The 14,950-nt window shown below is 60.6% G+C and carries 13 protein-coding genes and 2 pseudogenes; 10 read left to right on the top strand and 5 right to left on the bottom strand.

Annotated elements, in window-relative coordinates:
* The first annotated feature begins 182 nt into the window (after positions 1-182).
* From PH551_RS21585 to PH551_RS21575, 3 genes are all read left to right on the top strand, one after another.
* Complete coding sequence (locus PH551_RS21585) at positions 183-1,421, top strand: GAF domain-containing sensor histidine kinase (RefSeq protein ID WP_085781835.1); 1,239 nt, start codon at positions 183-185, stop codon at positions 1,419-1,421.
* A gap of 13 nt (positions 1,422-1,434) precedes the next feature.
* The gene (locus PH551_RS21580; RefSeq protein WP_183698471.1) at positions 1,435-2,157 is read left to right on the top strand and encodes a response regulator transcription factor; all 723 of its coding nucleotides are present in this window, start codon (positions 1,435-1,437) and stop codon (positions 2,155-2,157) included.
* A 284-nt stretch (positions 2,158-2,441) separates the two neighbouring features.
* The gene (locus PH551_RS21575) at positions 2,442-3,323 is read left to right on the top strand and encodes a DUF6030 family protein (protein ID WP_285194991.1); all 882 of its coding nucleotides are present in this window, start codon (positions 2,442-2,444) and stop codon (positions 3,321-3,323) included.
* Positions 3,324-3,389: 66 nt separating this feature from the next.
* On the opposite strand, the gene PH551_RS21570 is transcribed toward PH551_RS21575, so the two are convergent.
* A complete protein-coding gene (locus PH551_RS21570; protein WP_285194902.1) occupies positions 3,390-4,313 on the bottom strand; it encodes a LysR family transcriptional regulator in 924 nt (307 codons plus the stop codon).
* A 133-nt stretch (positions 4,314-4,446) separates the two neighbouring features.
* On the opposite strand from PH551_RS21570, the gene PH551_RS21565 reads away from it, so the two are divergent.
* Positions 4,447-5,331 carry an alpha/beta hydrolase gene (locus PH551_RS21565; protein ID WP_285194901.1) on the top strand — a complete coding sequence of 295 codons (885 nt, stop codon included), beginning with the start codon at positions 4,447-4,449 and terminating at the stop codon, positions 5,329-5,331.
* Here the strand turns inward: PH551_RS21565 and PH551_RS21560 are convergent.
* Positions 5,289-5,918, bottom strand: coding sequence for a TetR/AcrR family transcriptional regulator (locus PH551_RS21560; RefSeq protein WP_285194900.1), 630 nt, complete (start codon positions 5,916-5,918; stop codon positions 5,289-5,291). The two genes, PH551_RS21565 and PH551_RS21560, sit on opposite strands and share 43 nt — an antisense overlap.
* Positions 5,919-6,076: 158 nt before the next feature.
* Here PH551_RS21560 and PH551_RS21555 point away from each other — a divergent pair, with 158 nt between their 5' ends.
* From PH551_RS21555 to PH551_RS21545, 3 genes are all read left to right on the top strand, one after another.
* On the top strand, positions 6,077-8,539 hold the full coding sequence (locus tag PH551_RS21555) for a glycoside hydrolase family 3 C-terminal domain-containing protein (protein WP_285194899.1): 2,463 nt from the start codon (positions 6,077-6,079) through the stop codon (positions 8,537-8,539).
* Between the two features lie 235 nt (positions 8,540-8,774).
* Complete coding sequence (locus PH551_RS21550; RefSeq protein ID WP_285194897.1) at positions 8,775-9,245, top strand: Hsp20 family protein; 471 nt, start codon at positions 8,775-8,777, stop codon at positions 9,243-9,245.
* Between the two features lie 13 nt (positions 9,246-9,258).
* Positions 9,259-9,399, top strand: coding sequence for a hypothetical protein (locus PH551_RS21545; RefSeq protein ID WP_285194896.1), 141 nt, complete (start codon positions 9,259-9,261; stop codon positions 9,397-9,399).
* Between the two features lie 340 nt (positions 9,400-9,739).
* Here the strand turns inward: PH551_RS21545 and PH551_RS21540 are convergent.
* A pseudogene (locus PH551_RS21540) lies at positions 9,740-9,976 on the bottom strand (ATP-binding protein); the annotation flags it as partial.
* 198 nt (positions 9,977-10,174) lie between these two features.
* Between PH551_RS21540 and PH551_RS33045 the strand changes: the two are divergent.
* A pseudogene (locus PH551_RS33045) lies at positions 10,175-10,312 on the top strand (IS3 family transposase); the annotation flags it as partial.
* A gap of 52 nt (positions 10,313-10,364) precedes the next feature.
* Here PH551_RS33045 and PH551_RS21535 read toward each other — a convergent pair.
* Positions 10,365-10,901, bottom strand: coding sequence for an OmpA family protein (locus tag PH551_RS21535; RefSeq protein ID WP_285194895.1), 537 nt, complete (start codon positions 10,899-10,901; stop codon positions 10,365-10,367).
* A 14-nt stretch (positions 10,902-10,915) separates the two neighbouring features.
* The gene (locus tag PH551_RS21530) at positions 10,916-11,590 is read right to left on the bottom strand and encodes a L,D-transpeptidase (protein WP_183698467.1); all 675 of its coding nucleotides are present in this window, start codon (positions 11,588-11,590) and stop codon (positions 10,916-10,918) included.
* A gap of 383 nt (positions 11,591-11,973) precedes the next feature.
* Between PH551_RS21530 and PH551_RS21525 the strand changes: the two genes are divergently transcribed.
* A complete protein-coding gene (locus PH551_RS21525; protein WP_285194894.1) occupies positions 11,974-14,145 on the top strand; it encodes a TonB-dependent siderophore receptor in 2,172 nt (723 codons plus the stop codon).
* Between the two features lie 14 nt (positions 14,146-14,159).
* Positions 14,160-14,933 carry a siderophore-iron reductase FhuF gene (fhuF, locus tag PH551_RS21520; protein WP_285194893.1) on the top strand — a complete coding sequence of 258 codons (774 nt, stop codon included), beginning with the start codon at positions 14,160-14,162 and terminating at the stop codon, positions 14,931-14,933.
* Positions 14,934-14,950 lie beyond the last annotated feature (17 nt).

The following is a 14,950-nucleotide window of genomic DNA, read 5'->3' as shown; positions in this document are numbered from 1 at the left end:
CTCTCAGTAAGGGCAGGATGCGGGAGATCGGCCTGCCTGTACAGGGGCAAGGCGGCAACTCGTTTGCGGGTTTTGCGCAACAAGCTGCGGGTTTACGCAAGACGGCGGCCCATTTGCGGGCGCTTACTGGGAAACGATCACGCCGGGTTGAGGAGCCTGTCGTGACGGGGGAGGAACTGACAATGCTGCATCTCGCACCGGCAGCCCTGTTCGACCACTATCTCGGCATTTCCCGGCTGCTCGCGGGCCAGCTCGACTTCCGCTCGGCGATCCGATCGGTCGCTGCCGAGGTCGCCCACATCATCCCCCACGACCATCTCGACGTCTGCGTGCTGCTCGAAGGCGGCAACTATCACACGGCCTATGAAACGGGCATCGAGACCGCCTGGGGCGAGATCGCCGGCGCGCCTGTCGTCAACAGCCCCATCCGTTCGCTGCTGCGAGGTGAGGTCGATTTTCTGCTCACGGACGATGCCATGACAGACCCGCGTTTCCATTTCGAGGGCGCGTTCAAGCGGCCGATCGTCGAACAATCGCTGAGGAGCCGGTTGCATGTGCCGATGAAGGTGCAGGGCACGATCATCGCGGCCCTTTCCTGTTCGTCTCACAGGGCGGGCGTCTATACGATGGAGGACGTCGAACGCGCCCGCATCATCGCCGATCTGCTGACGCCCTATTTCTTTGCGCTGCAGGCGGCCGAGCAGGCGCAACGCTCGGCGATCGTGGAGGCGGAGGCACGCGCCCGCGAGGAGGGGCTGCGTCAGGGCGCGCTGAAGCTGACCGAAGCCCTGGAGCAGGAACGCCAGCGAATCGGCATGGATCTTCACGACCAGACGCTTGCCGACCTGACGCGGCTTGCCCGGCGAATCGACCGGCTGTCGCGCAACGGCGAGGTGACGCCCGAGGCGCTCGAACCCGTTTCGCGATCGCTGCAGCATTGCATGCAGGATCTGCGGCAGATCATCGAGCAGGCAAAACCCTCCGTGCTCCAGCTCTTCGGCCTCGCTCAGGCGATCGAGCATCATCTCGACCGATCGACCCGCGACACCGGGTCGGGCATCGAATGGGGTCTCGTCGACGAGACGAATGGGGCGCTCGAAAGGCTGGAGCCGACCGTCAGCGTCGCCTTGTTTCGCATAGCGCAGGAGGCGATCAACAATGCCGTGCGCCATGCCGCCCCGCTGGCGATCATGGTGCGGCTCGAAGCCGACGACGAACAGCTGGCGATCGAAATCTCCGACGACGGAACCGGGCTTGCCAAGACGCGGGGACGGATCGGCGGCGGCATCGACAATATGAAGACCCGCGCGCGGCTGATCTCGGCGCGCTTCACGACCGGCCCCGGCCATAATAATCGCGGGACCGCGGTGCGCGTCGTGCTGCCGCTGGCGCCGAGCGGCCCGGCGGGCGAGCCGGACTGAGGAGAAAGAAAAGATGAAGGTTCTGATCGTCGAGGACGACCCGCTGCACCGGTCCTACCTGCATGAGGCTGTTAACGCCGCCCTGCCGGAATGCGACACGGTGATCGAGGCGGAGAACGGAACCATCGGTGAGAAGCTCGCCCGCGACCACAAGTCGGCGCATATCGTCATGGACCTGCAGATGGCGAGCCGCAACGGCATCGAGGCGGCGCGCACGATCTGGAAGGAGCGGCCGGAAACCCGCATCCTGTTCTGGTCGAATTATTCGGATGAGGCTTATGTGCGCGGCGTCTCGCGCATCGTGCCGGATGGCGCCGCCTATGGCTATGTGCTGAAATCCGCCTCTGACGAGCGATTGAAGCTTGCGCTGCGCTCGATCTTCATCGAGAGCCAGTGTGTCATCGACCGCGAGGTGCGTGGTCTGCAGCAGAAGAGCCTCGGCCAGACCAACGGCTTCACCGATTCCGAATACGAAATCCTCGTTGACATAGCCCTCGGTCTGACTGACCGGGCCATCGCCAAACGCCGGAGCCTGTCGTTGCGCAGCGTGCAGAACCGCCTGCAGCAGCTCTATGACAAGCTCGACGTCTATCAGACGGCTGGCGACGACCACGAGGACGGCCGCTTCAATCTCCGCGCCCGCGCCGTCACGATTGCTTTCCTGCGTAAACTTCTGAATTACAGCGCTCTGGAACGCGCTGAGGCGGAGCTGCAGGAATGGCTTGATGGAAAGTAATTTCCCGAAGGATCGGCGACATAAGCGAGCTTTTCTTTTGGGGCGCAGCCGTTTCAAGGCTGCTGCTTGACGCTCGATACACTCGACATCAAAATCGCGGTTTCGAAGGTGAGCCGGCTGTACCGCTTTCACATCGTCGCTCGCCTCAAAAGGATTGGCCACGGGGATTGACCAGCCGCCGACTGACACCGCTGGTCGCAAGCTTGCGAGGCAACGCAGTGAATAAATTGTTCTCAGCAGCCGGTTCTTCTCGCGACAGCCCATCCCAGCGCTGGAAGTTCCCGTTGCTGAGCAACCGCCGCCCGTTACGTCGGCCGCTGTTGCTACTCGCCCTGCTTGTCGCAACGATTGCGGTTTCTTACCTTGACATCCGCCAATCCGAATCTCCAACCGAGGACTTGGGAAAGGGAGCGCTCAACAAGGCTGCCCCTTCCCCACGCCCAACCGTCCACTCTGATCCTGCTGCTTCTTTTCTTCATCCGACGATATCCATATCGCGGCATCTGATGGAGGTCCCAAAGCTCGACCTGGCAAGTCAGTTTCTGCGAATGTGGCTGGTCTCGGGCGCCAATATTTGCAGCGCTCTTCGAGAGGCCGGCATAGAGGTGAGCGAATGGAAAGCCGCATCGATGCGCAATCGCGACTATGAATGTTATTTTCAGCGCATCTACGAACGGGACGAAGTGAGGCCGCTGAGCTCAACCTTCCTCAGGATTCGTGGAGATGAGACGGGTAATATTGTTGAGATCCGCGCCAAGATCGTCGGACCGAAGATTGATGCTGAGGGACTTCTCGCCCCTGAAGTGCTGCGCATTTTCGAGATCATCGTGAAGCAGGCATGCTGGCGAGATTTTGAAGATGCGCTTGCGTCGATCCGAAGACTTCGCGATGTCGAGGCCGAACGATTCGGCTCTTATCTCAGCTTCACGCGCGAAGCCGACAGCGAAAACAGATTTAGTTTTGCTCTAGGCCTCAAGGCAGCTCCGGGTTCGCAGGCAAGAACCAGGGCGTATTTTTCGGCAGACCGGTGGCTGGCCACCACGGATCCGCGCATCCCGCGGACATCATCCGCATCGATCGCAATGGCGCGTTCAGATCAGCCGATGGCACTCAATGGCGGAGCAGGTGCCGGCTCCGATTCAAAACCGAGCCGGAACTGCGGCTGAGCGTCAAAGCCCCCAGCGTTGTGAGTAGGGAAAGTGTACCCGCCTCGGATATGACGCGACAGCGGATCAGCGCGACAGGCTGGCTGCCGGTCGAAAAGCGTCGGCTCGGGCGGTGCAATTCTCGACGACGAAATCCACGAAAGCGCGGACTTTGGGCGAAAGCTGGCGATTGGACGGCCAGACCAGCGAGAGCGAGCCGAAGGGCACCATGAAGGAGGTGAGGACGGGGATCAGGCTTCCCGTTCGCATATGCGATGCCGCGACATAGACGGGCAGGTGGGCAAGGCCAAGACCATCCTGCGCTGCCCGCAGCCCCGCGTCCGTATTGTTGAACGTCAGGCTTCGCGGCAGAAGCAGCCGCTCGTACGGCGTCTTGAAGGCCCATGACGCGATACGGCCGCTGGATGGGTATTTGAAATGAATACAGGCATGCCGGGAGAGATCGGCAGGTGTCTCCGGTTGTCCATGGCGCTCGAAATAGTCGGGGCTGCCGCACACGACGAAATGCTGATCGCCAAGGTGGCGGGCGATCAGCCGCGTATCGGCAAGCTCGCCGCTCCGCACCACGACATCCAGACCCTCTTGAACCAGGTCTATGACCCTGTCTTCGAAATCCACATCCAGATCGATTTCCGGGAAGCACTCGGCAAAGGCCGGCAGTATCGGCATCAGCAGATGGTGTCCGACGATGTGCGGAACGCTGACGCGCAGGCGGCCCCTTGGGCGCTCCCGGCTATGCAGGACGGTTGCCTCTGCGTCCTGCATATCGTCGATGATGCGCTTGTAGCGCTCGTAAAGGACCGCCCCTGCGTCGGTCAGGCTGATGCTGCGCGTCGTCCGGTTGAAGAGCCGCACACCGAGCCGGCTTTCAAGACGCGCCACGGCCTTGCCGATCGCGGACGGCGAAACGCCGGCAACGCGCGCGGCTGCGACATAACTCTGCTGTTCGGCTGCATGAACGAAGGCGAAGAGGTTCGCGAGACTATCCACGGTAAGATCCGATTAGAGACATTTTGTCCTTTATGTAAGGCCACCCGGGGCAGTTGATCAATATTGCGTAACAAATATCCTTTGTTCGACAACGGGAACGGATTGGCCTGCCAAGATAAAGGGAGTGGATGGCATGCGGGACTACGCGAGAGAGTTGCCGGAACACACGGGCATATATATTGGCGAGAACGACCTTTTCCTGGAAATCTTTCGCGGGGACGATCACTCGGATGAGGCCGATCGACCGCCTCTGCTCTTTGTCCATGGCGCCTTCACCGGCAGCTGGATGTGGAGCAAGTATATTCCCCACTTCATGGCGGCGGGGTGGGATTCTTACTGCATCAATCTGCGAGGTCACTACAAAAGCAGGTCGGTGGATTTCACGAAGGTGGAATTCGAGAACTATCTTGAAGATATTCGTGAGGCGATTTCCGCAATCGCTGGGGAATGTGTTGTTCCTCCTGTTGTGATCGGTTTCAGCATGGGCGGAATCCTCAGCCAGAAGCTGGCAGAAAGCGCTAGCATTGCCGGGCTGATATTGATCGATTCCAGCATCTCCAGGCAGGTGCATGACGAGGTGCCCTACCAGGATCTTGCGCCTGAAATAGCTGGGGTCGTCATTCCCGCGCCGGCGCGTGACGAGCAGTCCAGCCCTGACGAGACGCCCGACGATATTGCCTTCCAGCGGAAGTACCTGTCGATGGAATCCGCCAGAGCCTTCGGTGTCTTTTCCTTCCATTTCGGAGCCGAGGGGATTTCCATCGACGGCAGCAAGATCACCTGCCCCAGCCTGGTCATCTCAGCTGTCAACGACGCAGCCGCCGACCGGCGAGGGCAGGCGATGGCACGGCACATCGGCGGCGAGTATCTCGGTCTTTGGGGCACGACGCATACGGGTTTGCTGGTCGGCCAAAGGTACCACGAAGCCGTCAGCCGCATCATGATCTGGCTCACGCGCTTCGATGAAAAGAGAGTTCATCCCTCCAGACCGAGGCTCGCCAGCAGGCGGTCGACATAGCCTTCCAGACCATCGACCATATCGAAGCGATCGGGATCGCGCAGCCAGAGCATTTGCAGGCCGTCCATCACGGCGATCAGTTCGGCCGCTATCACCTTGCTGTCGATCCTCTTGTCGATCGAGCCATCGGCTATCGCCCGCTCGAAAGTCGCGGCGATGTCCTTCTGCATCTCCGCAGTGCGAGCGAGAAACCACGCCTTGGCGGGGTGATCCTTCATCAGGCTTTCGGCATTCAGAATCGCGAAGGCCCTGACGACCTCGATCATTTCGGCGTTGCGGCGGAAGATCTCGACCATGCCCTTGAGCAGGCCGCGGACATCGGAGCAATAGTGCCCGATGAAATCGGCGCTATCGAGATCGCGCTTGGCGAGGATCGCGAGCAGCAGATCGACCTTGGTGGGGAAATGGTGCAGCAGGCCGGGCAGCGACAGGCCGACATCCCGGGCGATATCGCCGATCGCGGCATTCTGATAGCCATCTTCGGCAAAGCGCCGCATCGCCGCCGCCAGGATTTCCGCGCGGCGCTCCTCTCCTTTGGGGGATCGACGCCGTCTTTTCTCGTCCTGTCCCGTCTTCCGTTCTGCCATTATTTCTCCCGTCGGCCTCTTTTAACGGCGATGCGCCGATCCGCAATGCTCCGGCCGTCTTCTTCTTACATCAGCTCCGTCAGCTTGACATAATAAAAATACCGAGTAATCGGTAGGTTTAACAGACGGTGCTCGCAGTCTTTGAACGGGAGGTTTGCATGATCGATTCGATTCTCGACGAGATGACGCTCGAAGAACAGGTCTCGTTGCTGTCGGGCGCCGATTTCTGGACGACCGTGCCTGTCGAGCGGCTTGGCGTGCCGAAGATCAAGGTGACGGACGGGCCGAACGGCGCTCGCGGCGCGGGCTCGCTGGTCGCCGGCGTCAAGGCGACCTGCTTTCCTGTCGCCATTGCGCTCGGCGCCAGCTGGAATCCCGATCTCGTCAGGCAGATGGGGGTTGCCCTTGCGCGCCAGGCAAAGAGCAAGGGAGCGGCCGTGCTGCTCGCGCCGACAGTGAATATTCATCGCTCCGGCCTCAACGGCCGCAATTTCGAGTGTTACTCCGAAGATCCGATGCTGACATCAGAACTCGCGGTCGCCTATATAGAGGGCGTGCAGAGCGAGGGGATCGCGGCGACCATAAAACACTTCGCCGGCAATGAATCCGAGATCGAGCGGCAGACCATGTCGTCCGATATCGACGAGCGGACGCTGCGCGAAATTTATCTTCCGCCCTTCGAGCAGGCGGTGCGCCGCGCCGGCGTCATGGCGGTCATGTCCTCCTATAACCGCCTCAACGGCACCTATACGAGCGAGCATCAATGGTTGCTGACCAAGGTGCTGCGCGAGGAATGGGGCTTCGACGGCATCGTCATGTCCGACTGGTTCGGCTCGCATTCCACGGCCGAGACGATCAATGCCGGCCTCGATCTCGAAATGCCGGGCCCGGCGCGCGACCGCGGCGAGAAGCTGGTTGCGGCCGTGCGCGAAGGCAAGGTGGAAGCCGCCACCGTGCGGGCGGCGGCGCGGCGCATGCTGCTGCTGCTCGAGCGCGTCGGCGCATTCGAGAACAAGCCCGATCTCACCGAACGGGCGGTCGACCTGCCGGAAGACCGGGCGCTGATCCGGCGCCTCGGTGCCGAAGGCGCGGTGCTCCTCAAGAATGACGGCATCCTGCCGCTTGCCAAGACCTCGCTCGATCGGATCGCCGTCATCGGACCGAATGCGGCGAGCGCCCGCGTCATGGGTGGGGGCAGCGCGCAGATCGCCGCGCATTATACGGTGAGCCCGCTCGAAGGCATTCGCGCCGCTCTTTCCAATGCCAACAGCATCAGCCACGCCGTCGGCTGCCGCCATAACCGCCTGATCGACGTGTTCAAGGGAAAGATCACCGTCGAATATTTCAAGGGGCGCGGCTGCAAGGGCACTCCGCTTCACGTCGAGACCGTCGACAAGGGCGAATTCTTCTGGTTCGAACTGCCGTCGGGCGAACTCGACCCCGCCGATTTCTCCGCCCGGATGGTGATGCAATATGCGCCTGAGGAGAGCGGCCAACATGTCTTCGGCATGACCAATGCCGGACTGGCGCGGCTCTTCGTCGACGGCCGATTGATCGTCGACGGCCATGACGGCTGGGTGCGCGGCGAGAATTATTTCGGCACCGCCAATGACGAACAGCGCGGCGCGGTGACGCTCGAAGCGGGCAGGCCCTACGAAATTGCCGTCGAATATGAGCCATCCACGGCGAACGAGGAGGGCATCAACCTCATCGCCGTCCGCTTCGGCGTCGAAAAGCCGCTCGGCGCGGCCGACATCAAAGTCGCCGTCGAAACAGCCCGCAATGCCGATGTCGCGCTGCTCTTCGTCGGTCGCGACGGCGAGTGGGACACGGAAGGGCTGGATCTGCCCGATATGCGGCTACCGGGGCGGCAGGAGGAGCTGATCGAGAAGGTCGCCGCCGCCAACGCCAACACCGTCGTTGTGCTGCAGACCGGCGGTCCCGTCGAGATGCCCTGGCTCGGCAAGGTCCGCGCCGTGCTGCAGATGTGGTATCCCGGACAGGAACTCGGCAATGCCGTTGCCGACGTGTTGTTCGGCGAAGCCGAGCCGGGCGGCCGCCTGCCGCAGACCTTCCCGAAGGCGCTTGCCGACAATTCCGCCATCACAGGCGATCCTGCCGTTTATCCCGGCAAGAATGGGCATGTGCACTATGCCGAAGGCGTCTTCGTCGGCTACCGCCATCACGATATTAGCGCCGTCGAACCTCTCTTCCCCTTCGGTTTCGGCCTTAGCTATAGCCGCTTCCGTTGGGGCGAACCGCGACTCTCCGCAGGAGAAATGGATCCTGAAGGCATAACCGTCAGCATTGACGTCACCAATACAGGCGACCGGCCAGGCTCGGAACTGGTCCAGCTCTATGTACGCTCGCCGTTAGCCAAAGTGGAACGGCCGGACAAGGAACTGCGCGCCTTCGCAAAGCTCTCGCTGGAACCCGGCGAAACAGGCACAGCCGTTATGAAGGTTCTGCCGCGCGATCTGGCCTATTTCGATATCGAGGCCGGCGCCTTCCGGGCCGAACCGGGTGATTATCACCTGGTCCTGGCGGCGAATGCCGCCGATACAAGATTCGTGCTCCACCTGCCGTCACCGGCCGGCTACGTGCTGCCGCCGACCTCATGATTCCGATGTCGAACGGCCAGGCGCCATTGGTTGAGCTGAATGAAAACAGTGCGCAAGAGGCGCTCCGGACTGCCGGGTAAAGCAGGCCGAAATTTTTTAGATTCTCCTCTTGAATGGAAAATCATGCGCAACCAGATCATCGTCGTCGGCAGCGCAAAAGCGGGCCGACGATCAGAGGGGAGACGCAGGTTTCCGACGCGTCTCCAACCCATGTTGCTTTACGGAGGATATGGCTATGAGAAACGAACTTGATTTCGCCCCCCTTTACCGGTCCAGTATCGGATTCGATCGTGTCTTCAATCTCCTGAACAATGCGCAGCGCCTCCAGGCGATCGAGACCTGGCCGCCTTATGACATCGTCAAGACGGGCGAAGACGACTATCGCATTCAGATGGCGGTGGCCGGCTTCGCCGAAGGTGACCTCGACATCACCCAGGAGCGCAACGTGCTGGTGGTGAAGGGGCAAAGGGCCGACGGCAAGGACGGCGAGTATCTACATCGCGGCATCGCCGGGCGCGCATTTGAACGCCGCTTCGAGCTGGCCGATCACGTCAGGGTCGAGAACGCCTCACTGACGAACGGTATTCTCTCGATTGCGCTGAAGCGTCAAGTGCCCGAAGCCATGAAGCCGCGCAAGATCGCTATCGGAAACGGCTCCTTTCAGCAGGCGCCTCTTCAGATCGAAGCCGAACGTCAGGTGGCTTAAGGAGAGCTTCTCGATGAAGTCCCGGATAAAGCCGTTTATCGTGGAGATCAGGAAACGTCGCGGAAGCAGCGCGAAAGATGCGGCAAAGCCTCTGTTTTTGAAGTCGCTGGGCAAGTTCCGCAGCGCAGGCCCGGTTTCTGAAGCGCGATCCTGAACAAGGCTTCTACCTCAATTTGGGGCCGGCGTCATGTGCCGGCCCATGTGCACAAATGATGCGGACCGAGTTTGCTCGAACTCTCACCTGCGACGAGATCGTTGCGTTTCGCGCCCGCTCCTTACGGTCCGTCTCTGCCGTGATTGTGACGACGTTCATCGCTTTCAATTGGTCATGTCTTGACTTTCAATCGGTCATCTTTGCCGCCCTTGCGCTCGCGATATGAGGGCTTGACGTGTTCGTGCTCCGGGCGATGACGGATCGAACTGGGACGAGCGACATTCTTCAAACTGGCACGAATGGCCCCGCCCCTGACCCCCTAGCGCTTTTCGATCGCAGCTCACATTGTCCATAGAAGTGATAGCGGGGCGGCTTGTAGCTTTTCTCCGAATGGAGTCACTCGGTCGTGGTCGTGTAAGACGAGCCCTCGCACGAAACGATCGCCGACCGCCTCTTGTAACTGGCGCAAGCCGCGAAAATCGTCAGGCTTCACCGTTGCCGACGCCTTTACTTCTATCCCAACAACCCGGCCGCGCCGATCCTCGACGATGACATCGATTTCATCTTGGTCTCTAGTGCGGTAGTGGGAGGAGGAAAATCATTAGCCGTGTTCTCGGCCAATTTAAAAGTCTAAGCCCGGCTAATTTTAATCTATTCCACGGCTAGATTAAAGCGCTGACGGTCTTAGTCTAATCGCGCGACCGTCAAATTACAGGCGTTCCGGCGCGGATGAAGATCGAAATACGCCGGTGTTCAATGAGAACTTCCAGGTCTACGGCGTGGCAAGGTCTGGCGGCAGGTGGCAAGCTGGACCGCCCATGCAGATTTCGTCCTCGATGCCTCGAACTAGACGCTTCATGATCGACGGCCCGTCCATCGCGGCCTCATCCACCATCCTGACGGGGGCGTGCAATAGATGTACTAAGCAACCTTTGTTCGGCCCGTCCCGGAAAGTTCATCTGCGATCAAACCGCATCCGGCTGGGCGCGCAGATTGGTGACGACGCGCCGGTTCTGCACCTTGCAGGAGCGCTCCGTGCAGTCGCGGACTTCGCGGTCGTTTCCGTAGCCCTTGGCCCACATGCGCTTGGGGTCTACGCCCTTCGAGGCGAGATAGGCCATCGCCGCATCGGCGCGCTTCTGCGACAGCGTCTGCATATTAGAGGCGGAGCCGGAATCGTCGGCAAATCCCTGCAGCTTGAGCAGCCAGGTCGGGTTCCTGTTGAGCCAGGCGGCCTGGTTGTCCAAGGTTGCCATGGCGACGGTATCGAGCGCGGCGGAGTCCTGCTTGAAGTAGATCCGTCGGCCGACATTGAGAATGAAATCCTCCTCGCTACCAGCCGCAACGTTCTCGAAACCCGGGGCGGGGTCGTTGGTCTGGCCGGTCATCGGCACCGCGGCCGGTTCTTCCAGGGAGGCGACCTCGGTGGTGGAGCAGGCGGCGAGCGCCAAGAGCATGGCTGCGCCGGCAAGGCGCTTGGTGTATCCGATCATAGCAGACATAGGGGTGATATTCCTCATTCGACCGGAGTTGTTTCGCTAACCTGAGTGGCGCCCTCAGCCTGGTCGGCAATATGCGGCAGAACCTGTACGGCCGTGCCGATGGGGCAGCGCTGGTAAAGATCGATGGCGTCTTCGTTGAACATGCGGATACAGCCGCTGGAGGCGTCCTTGCCGATGCTCCATGGCTCCAGCGTGCCGTGGAACCGATAGCCGGTGTCGACGCCATCGCGATGCAGATACATGGCGCGAGGGCCGAGCGGGTTCTTCGGTGAGCCACCCGAGACGAATTCCGGCAGTTCGGGATGGCGCTTGCGCATCTCCGGCGGCGGCGTCCAGCGCGGCCAGAGCGATTTGGCGTCGATGGTGGCGCGGCCGAACCATTTGAAGCCTTCGCGGCCCACCCCGACGCCATAACGTATGGCGGTCTTGTTCTCCATGATCAGGTAGAGAAAATGGTGCCTTGTATCGACGACAACGGTGCCGATCGGCTCACTGCTAAAATACTTGACGACCTGGCGATGCCAGCGCTTGTCGATTTTAGCGAAATTGGTGCTGCGGAATGTCACGCCGTTATCGACGGCTGTGCCATCGAAATAAGAAGCTGCCGCGGCGGCTGCCGGTTTGCTGACGGCGCCGGTCCCAAGCAACGCCAATCCACCGAGCATAATACTCCTGCGTGTCCACACCATCGGCTAAATCCCCCCTGAAAGCCAACAAGCGAAGTGGCAGTAAACCAGATTTTTTATTTGCCTCAATAGAAAACTCCTCTCCCTATCAAGATCGATAGAGAATCTAGGGTCGCCTGATGCTGTATTGCTTCGGTCGTTACTCCGGGCGGGAGAATGTTATGCCGACTGCGTACGGATCCGCAAAGGACAGGAGGCGCGGCCGGAGCCTGCATCGCAGGTGTTCCGTGCCAGCGTTCCAGTGTCGATGCTGCGTGCAACCTCTTCGCGAATGGCCGTGATAGGCAGATCATCAAATAAAAGATGACTAAAATAATCATCTTATGTTGACAAGCTCCACTTCGCTCCATAGGTTCCGCCCGCATCCGTGACGTAGGGACCAAGCAATGGCGCGTGTTTTTTTGAATGTTTCTAATAATGTATCGCGAATTTACAGAGATAGCCGTTGTGCGACGACCGCGATAGTCCTGATCGGCATTGCAGCATCGCCGGCTGCTGCCCAGAGCGCCTCCGCAGGTGACACCGCGACGACACTGGAGCCAATCGTCATTCAAGGTGCAGCCTCTGATAGCAAGACCGACCGGACGTCGGTCACCGCCAAGAACAGCGCGGGCGCGACCAAGATCAACACGCCGCTTGTCGAGACGCCGCGTTCGATCTCGGTGACGACGGAGAAGGAAATCGAGCAGCGCGGCGCCCAGTCGGTCATCGAGGCGGTGCGTTATACGGCCGGCGTGACTACCGGGCCGAACGGCTTCGATCCGCGTTTCGACCAGATCTACATTCGCGGCTACAATGCCACGACAGTCGGCGATTATCGTGACGGATTGCGCCAGCCCTATATCAATTACGGCATGTTCCGCACCGATCCCTATCAGCTGCAGCGCGTCGAGGTGATCAAGGGGCCGGTATCCGTTCTCTACGGCTCGGGATCGCCAGGCGGCCTCGTCAACAAGATCTCGAAGCTTCCGACCGAAGAGCCGATCCGTGAAGTCGGCATTACCTACGGCACCAAAGACCGGGTGCAGGGAATGTTCGATTTCGGCGGCCCGATCAGCGAAGACAGGGACGATTTCCTCTATCGTATCGTCGGCCTCGCCCGCCGCGGCGACACCAATTTCGATATTGCCGACGAGCGCTATTTCCTGGCGCCGTCGTTTACCTGGAAGCCTGACGAGGGCACGACCTTCACGCTATACGGCCTGGCGCAGTCTGACGAAACCGACGCCAATGTCGGCGCGATCACCACTGTGGACGGCAGGATTCTGGATCTGAGGGCGAGCGACCCCGACTATGACCACCAGAAAATCAAGCAGCAGCAGGTCGGCTACCAGTTCGAGCATGAATTCGACAACGGCCTGACCTTCCGGCAGAACCTGCGTTATTCGCATCTCGATCTGGAGGCCCGTTACCTCGGCGTTACCAGCTGGACCGGGACCGTCGCGCATCGCGGCACGAATGCGATCCGCGACGAAATGAACGTGTTTCAGGTCGACAATCAGCTCGAGGCGAAGTTCGATACAGGCTCGCTTGCGCATACAATGCTGTTTGGGCTCGACTACACCAATCTCAAGTCGAGCTTTGGCTATGGCTTCGGAGCCGCCGATCCGGCATTCGACTTCGATGTCGCCAATCCGACTTATGGAGTCTCAGGCACCACGCCGGACTATAATTTCTTGGCTTCCGATGCCGACATGCGGCAGCTTGGCATATACGTCATGGACCAGATCGAGGTCGGAAACTGGCGCTTTAACCTCGGTGGACGACAGACCTGGGTGAACCAGACGCGAGATTCGACCTTGCCCTCGGTTAGCTCGGAGGATGTCGACAAGAACGCCTTCTCGGTACAGGCCGGCGCGCTTTACCTCTTCGACAATGGCATCGCGCCGTTCGTTTCCTACGCGACCTCCTTCGATCCGGTCACCAACCGATCGGCAACCAACACGATTCTTCCGCCGACGAAGGGCGAGCAATACGAGGTCGGCGTTAAGTACCAGCCTCCCGGCTCCGATATCCTGCTCTCGGCCGTCGCCTATCACATCGTCGAGCAGAACAAGCCGAGGCTCGCCGACCCGCTGACCTTCGCCTATGACTCTCAGGGCGAGGTGACCGGAAAGGGTATCGAGCTTGAAGCCCGCGCGGCGATCGCCGACGGTCTCGATATCATTGCTGCCTACACCTACAACGACTCCGAAGTGACCGGGGGCAACAACGTCGGAAACACTCCGGCCATCACCCCGACCCATGTTGCGAGCCTGTGGGCGAACTACACTTTCCAGGAAAGCAATCCGTTCAACGGGCTGTCGGTTGGCGCCGGCGTGCGCTACATAAGTGAGACCTGGACGGATGTCGCCAATACCTCGAAGAATCCAGCAACTTTCTACGTCGATGCATCCGCCTCCTATGATTTTGGCGCAGTCGAGAAGAAATACGAGGGCCTGACGGCTGCCTTCGCCATCCGCAACATCGCCGACGAGCGCGAAACGGTTTGCGAAGAGGGCTTCTGCTATCTCGGCCAGGGCCGCAACATGACCGGCACCCTGAAGTATCGGTGGTAGGCGTGGGGGTGGAGATGAACGGGCCCTCAGAGCGTCCTCCGATCGCTGATCATTCCGTCGCCCACCAGGCCGTCGATCTTGACGGCCTGGTGGGCGACGGCCCGTTCGCCTATTGCCGCGGCAAGCTGCTCGGTACTCCCCGGCAGGCGGGCCTGGTCGTTCCCTGCCTGGATCTCGGCGACCGAGACGTCTTTGACGGGATCATCGCCCGATATGCCCAGAAGTTTCCGGACAGTGATCGCCGCGCGATCGTCTCCATGTGGACGCTCTATTATTTCAGCATGCTGACGATCGCGCCGAGCGTCCATATGTTCGTCAACCGCATCGCGCTGCCGATGGAGATCGGCCGGCTCTCGCTCGTCTGCAACGAACAGACAGGCGAGCCGGAAGCGTTCGTGATGTTCGGCAGTCCTGAGCCGACGACCGATCCGGCCGGCGAGCTTCATCGGCTGATGCTCGGCCACGCCGAGCCCGTCATCGCGGCGATCGCCGCCAATGCCGGTGTCGCGCCGAAGCTTCTCTGGAACAATGTCGCGGCCTATCTTTCCTGGATTCTGAAAGAGATCGCCCATCGCCAGGAGCCCGCACTCGTCGAAGGCGGCATGTCGCTGCTCGAAGATCCGAACTGGCCGGGCGGCGCGCGCAATCCGATGTTCGGCATGATCCGCATTGCGCGTCAGCAATGCGGACTCGAATTCGCCCGCCGCAAAGTCTGCTGCCTGCGCTACAATCTGCCCGGCGTCGGCGGTTGCGGTGAAGCCTGCCCGTTGCCGGACGGGCGGCATTGAGGCAGGTCTCAAAGAGC

Origin of the sequence: Rhizobium atlanticum, assembly GCF_030182485.1 — a bacterium.
Lineage (GTDB): Bacteria > Pseudomonadota > Alphaproteobacteria > Rhizobiales > Rhizobiaceae > Rhizobium.
The sequence above is the reverse complement of the archived record's forward strand: the minus strand, read 5'-3'. Positions and strand labels throughout refer to the sequence as shown.

Excerpts from the sequence above, each read along its gene's own strand:
- PH551_RS21585 (WP_085781835.1), top strand. The coding sequence starts at position 183 with ATGCTGCATCTCGCACCGGCAGCCCTGTTCGACCACTATCTCGGCATT.
- PH551_RS21580 (WP_183698471.1), top strand. The coding sequence starts at position 1,435 with ATGAAGGTTCTGATCGTCGAGGACGACCCGCTGCACCGGTCCTACCTG.
- PH551_RS21565 (WP_285194901.1), top strand. The coding sequence starts at position 4,447 with ATGCGGGACTACGCGAGAGAGTTGCCGGAACACACGGGCATATATATT.
- PH551_RS21560 (WP_285194900.1), bottom strand. The coding sequence starts at position 5,918 with ATGGCAGAACGGAAGACGGGACAGGACGAGAAAAGACGGCGTCGATCC.
- PH551_RS21555 (WP_285194899.1), top strand. The coding sequence starts at position 6,077 with ATGATCGATTCGATTCTCGACGAGATGACGCTCGAAGAACAGGTCTCG.
- PH551_RS21550 (WP_285194897.1), top strand. The coding sequence starts at position 8,775 with ATGAGAAACGAACTTGATTTCGCCCCCCTTTACCGGTCCAGTATCGGA.
- PH551_RS21545 (WP_285194896.1), top strand. The coding sequence starts at position 9,259 with ATGAAGTCCCGGATAAAGCCGTTTATCGTGGAGATCAGGAAACGTCGC.
- PH551_RS21535 (WP_285194895.1), bottom strand. The coding sequence starts at position 10,901 with ATGTCTGCTATGATCGGATACACCAAGCGCCTTGCCGGCGCAGCCATG.
- PH551_RS21530 (WP_183698467.1), bottom strand. The coding sequence starts at position 11,590 with ATGGTGTGGACACGCAGGAGTATTATGCTCGGTGGATTGGCGTTGCTT.
- PH551_RS21525 (WP_285194894.1), top strand. The coding sequence starts at position 11,974 with ATGGCGCGTGTTTTTTTGAATGTTTCTAATAATGTATCGCGAATTTAC.
- fhuF (WP_285194893.1), top strand. The coding sequence starts at position 14,160 with ATGAACGGGCCCTCAGAGCGTCCTCCGATCGCTGATCATTCCGTCGCC.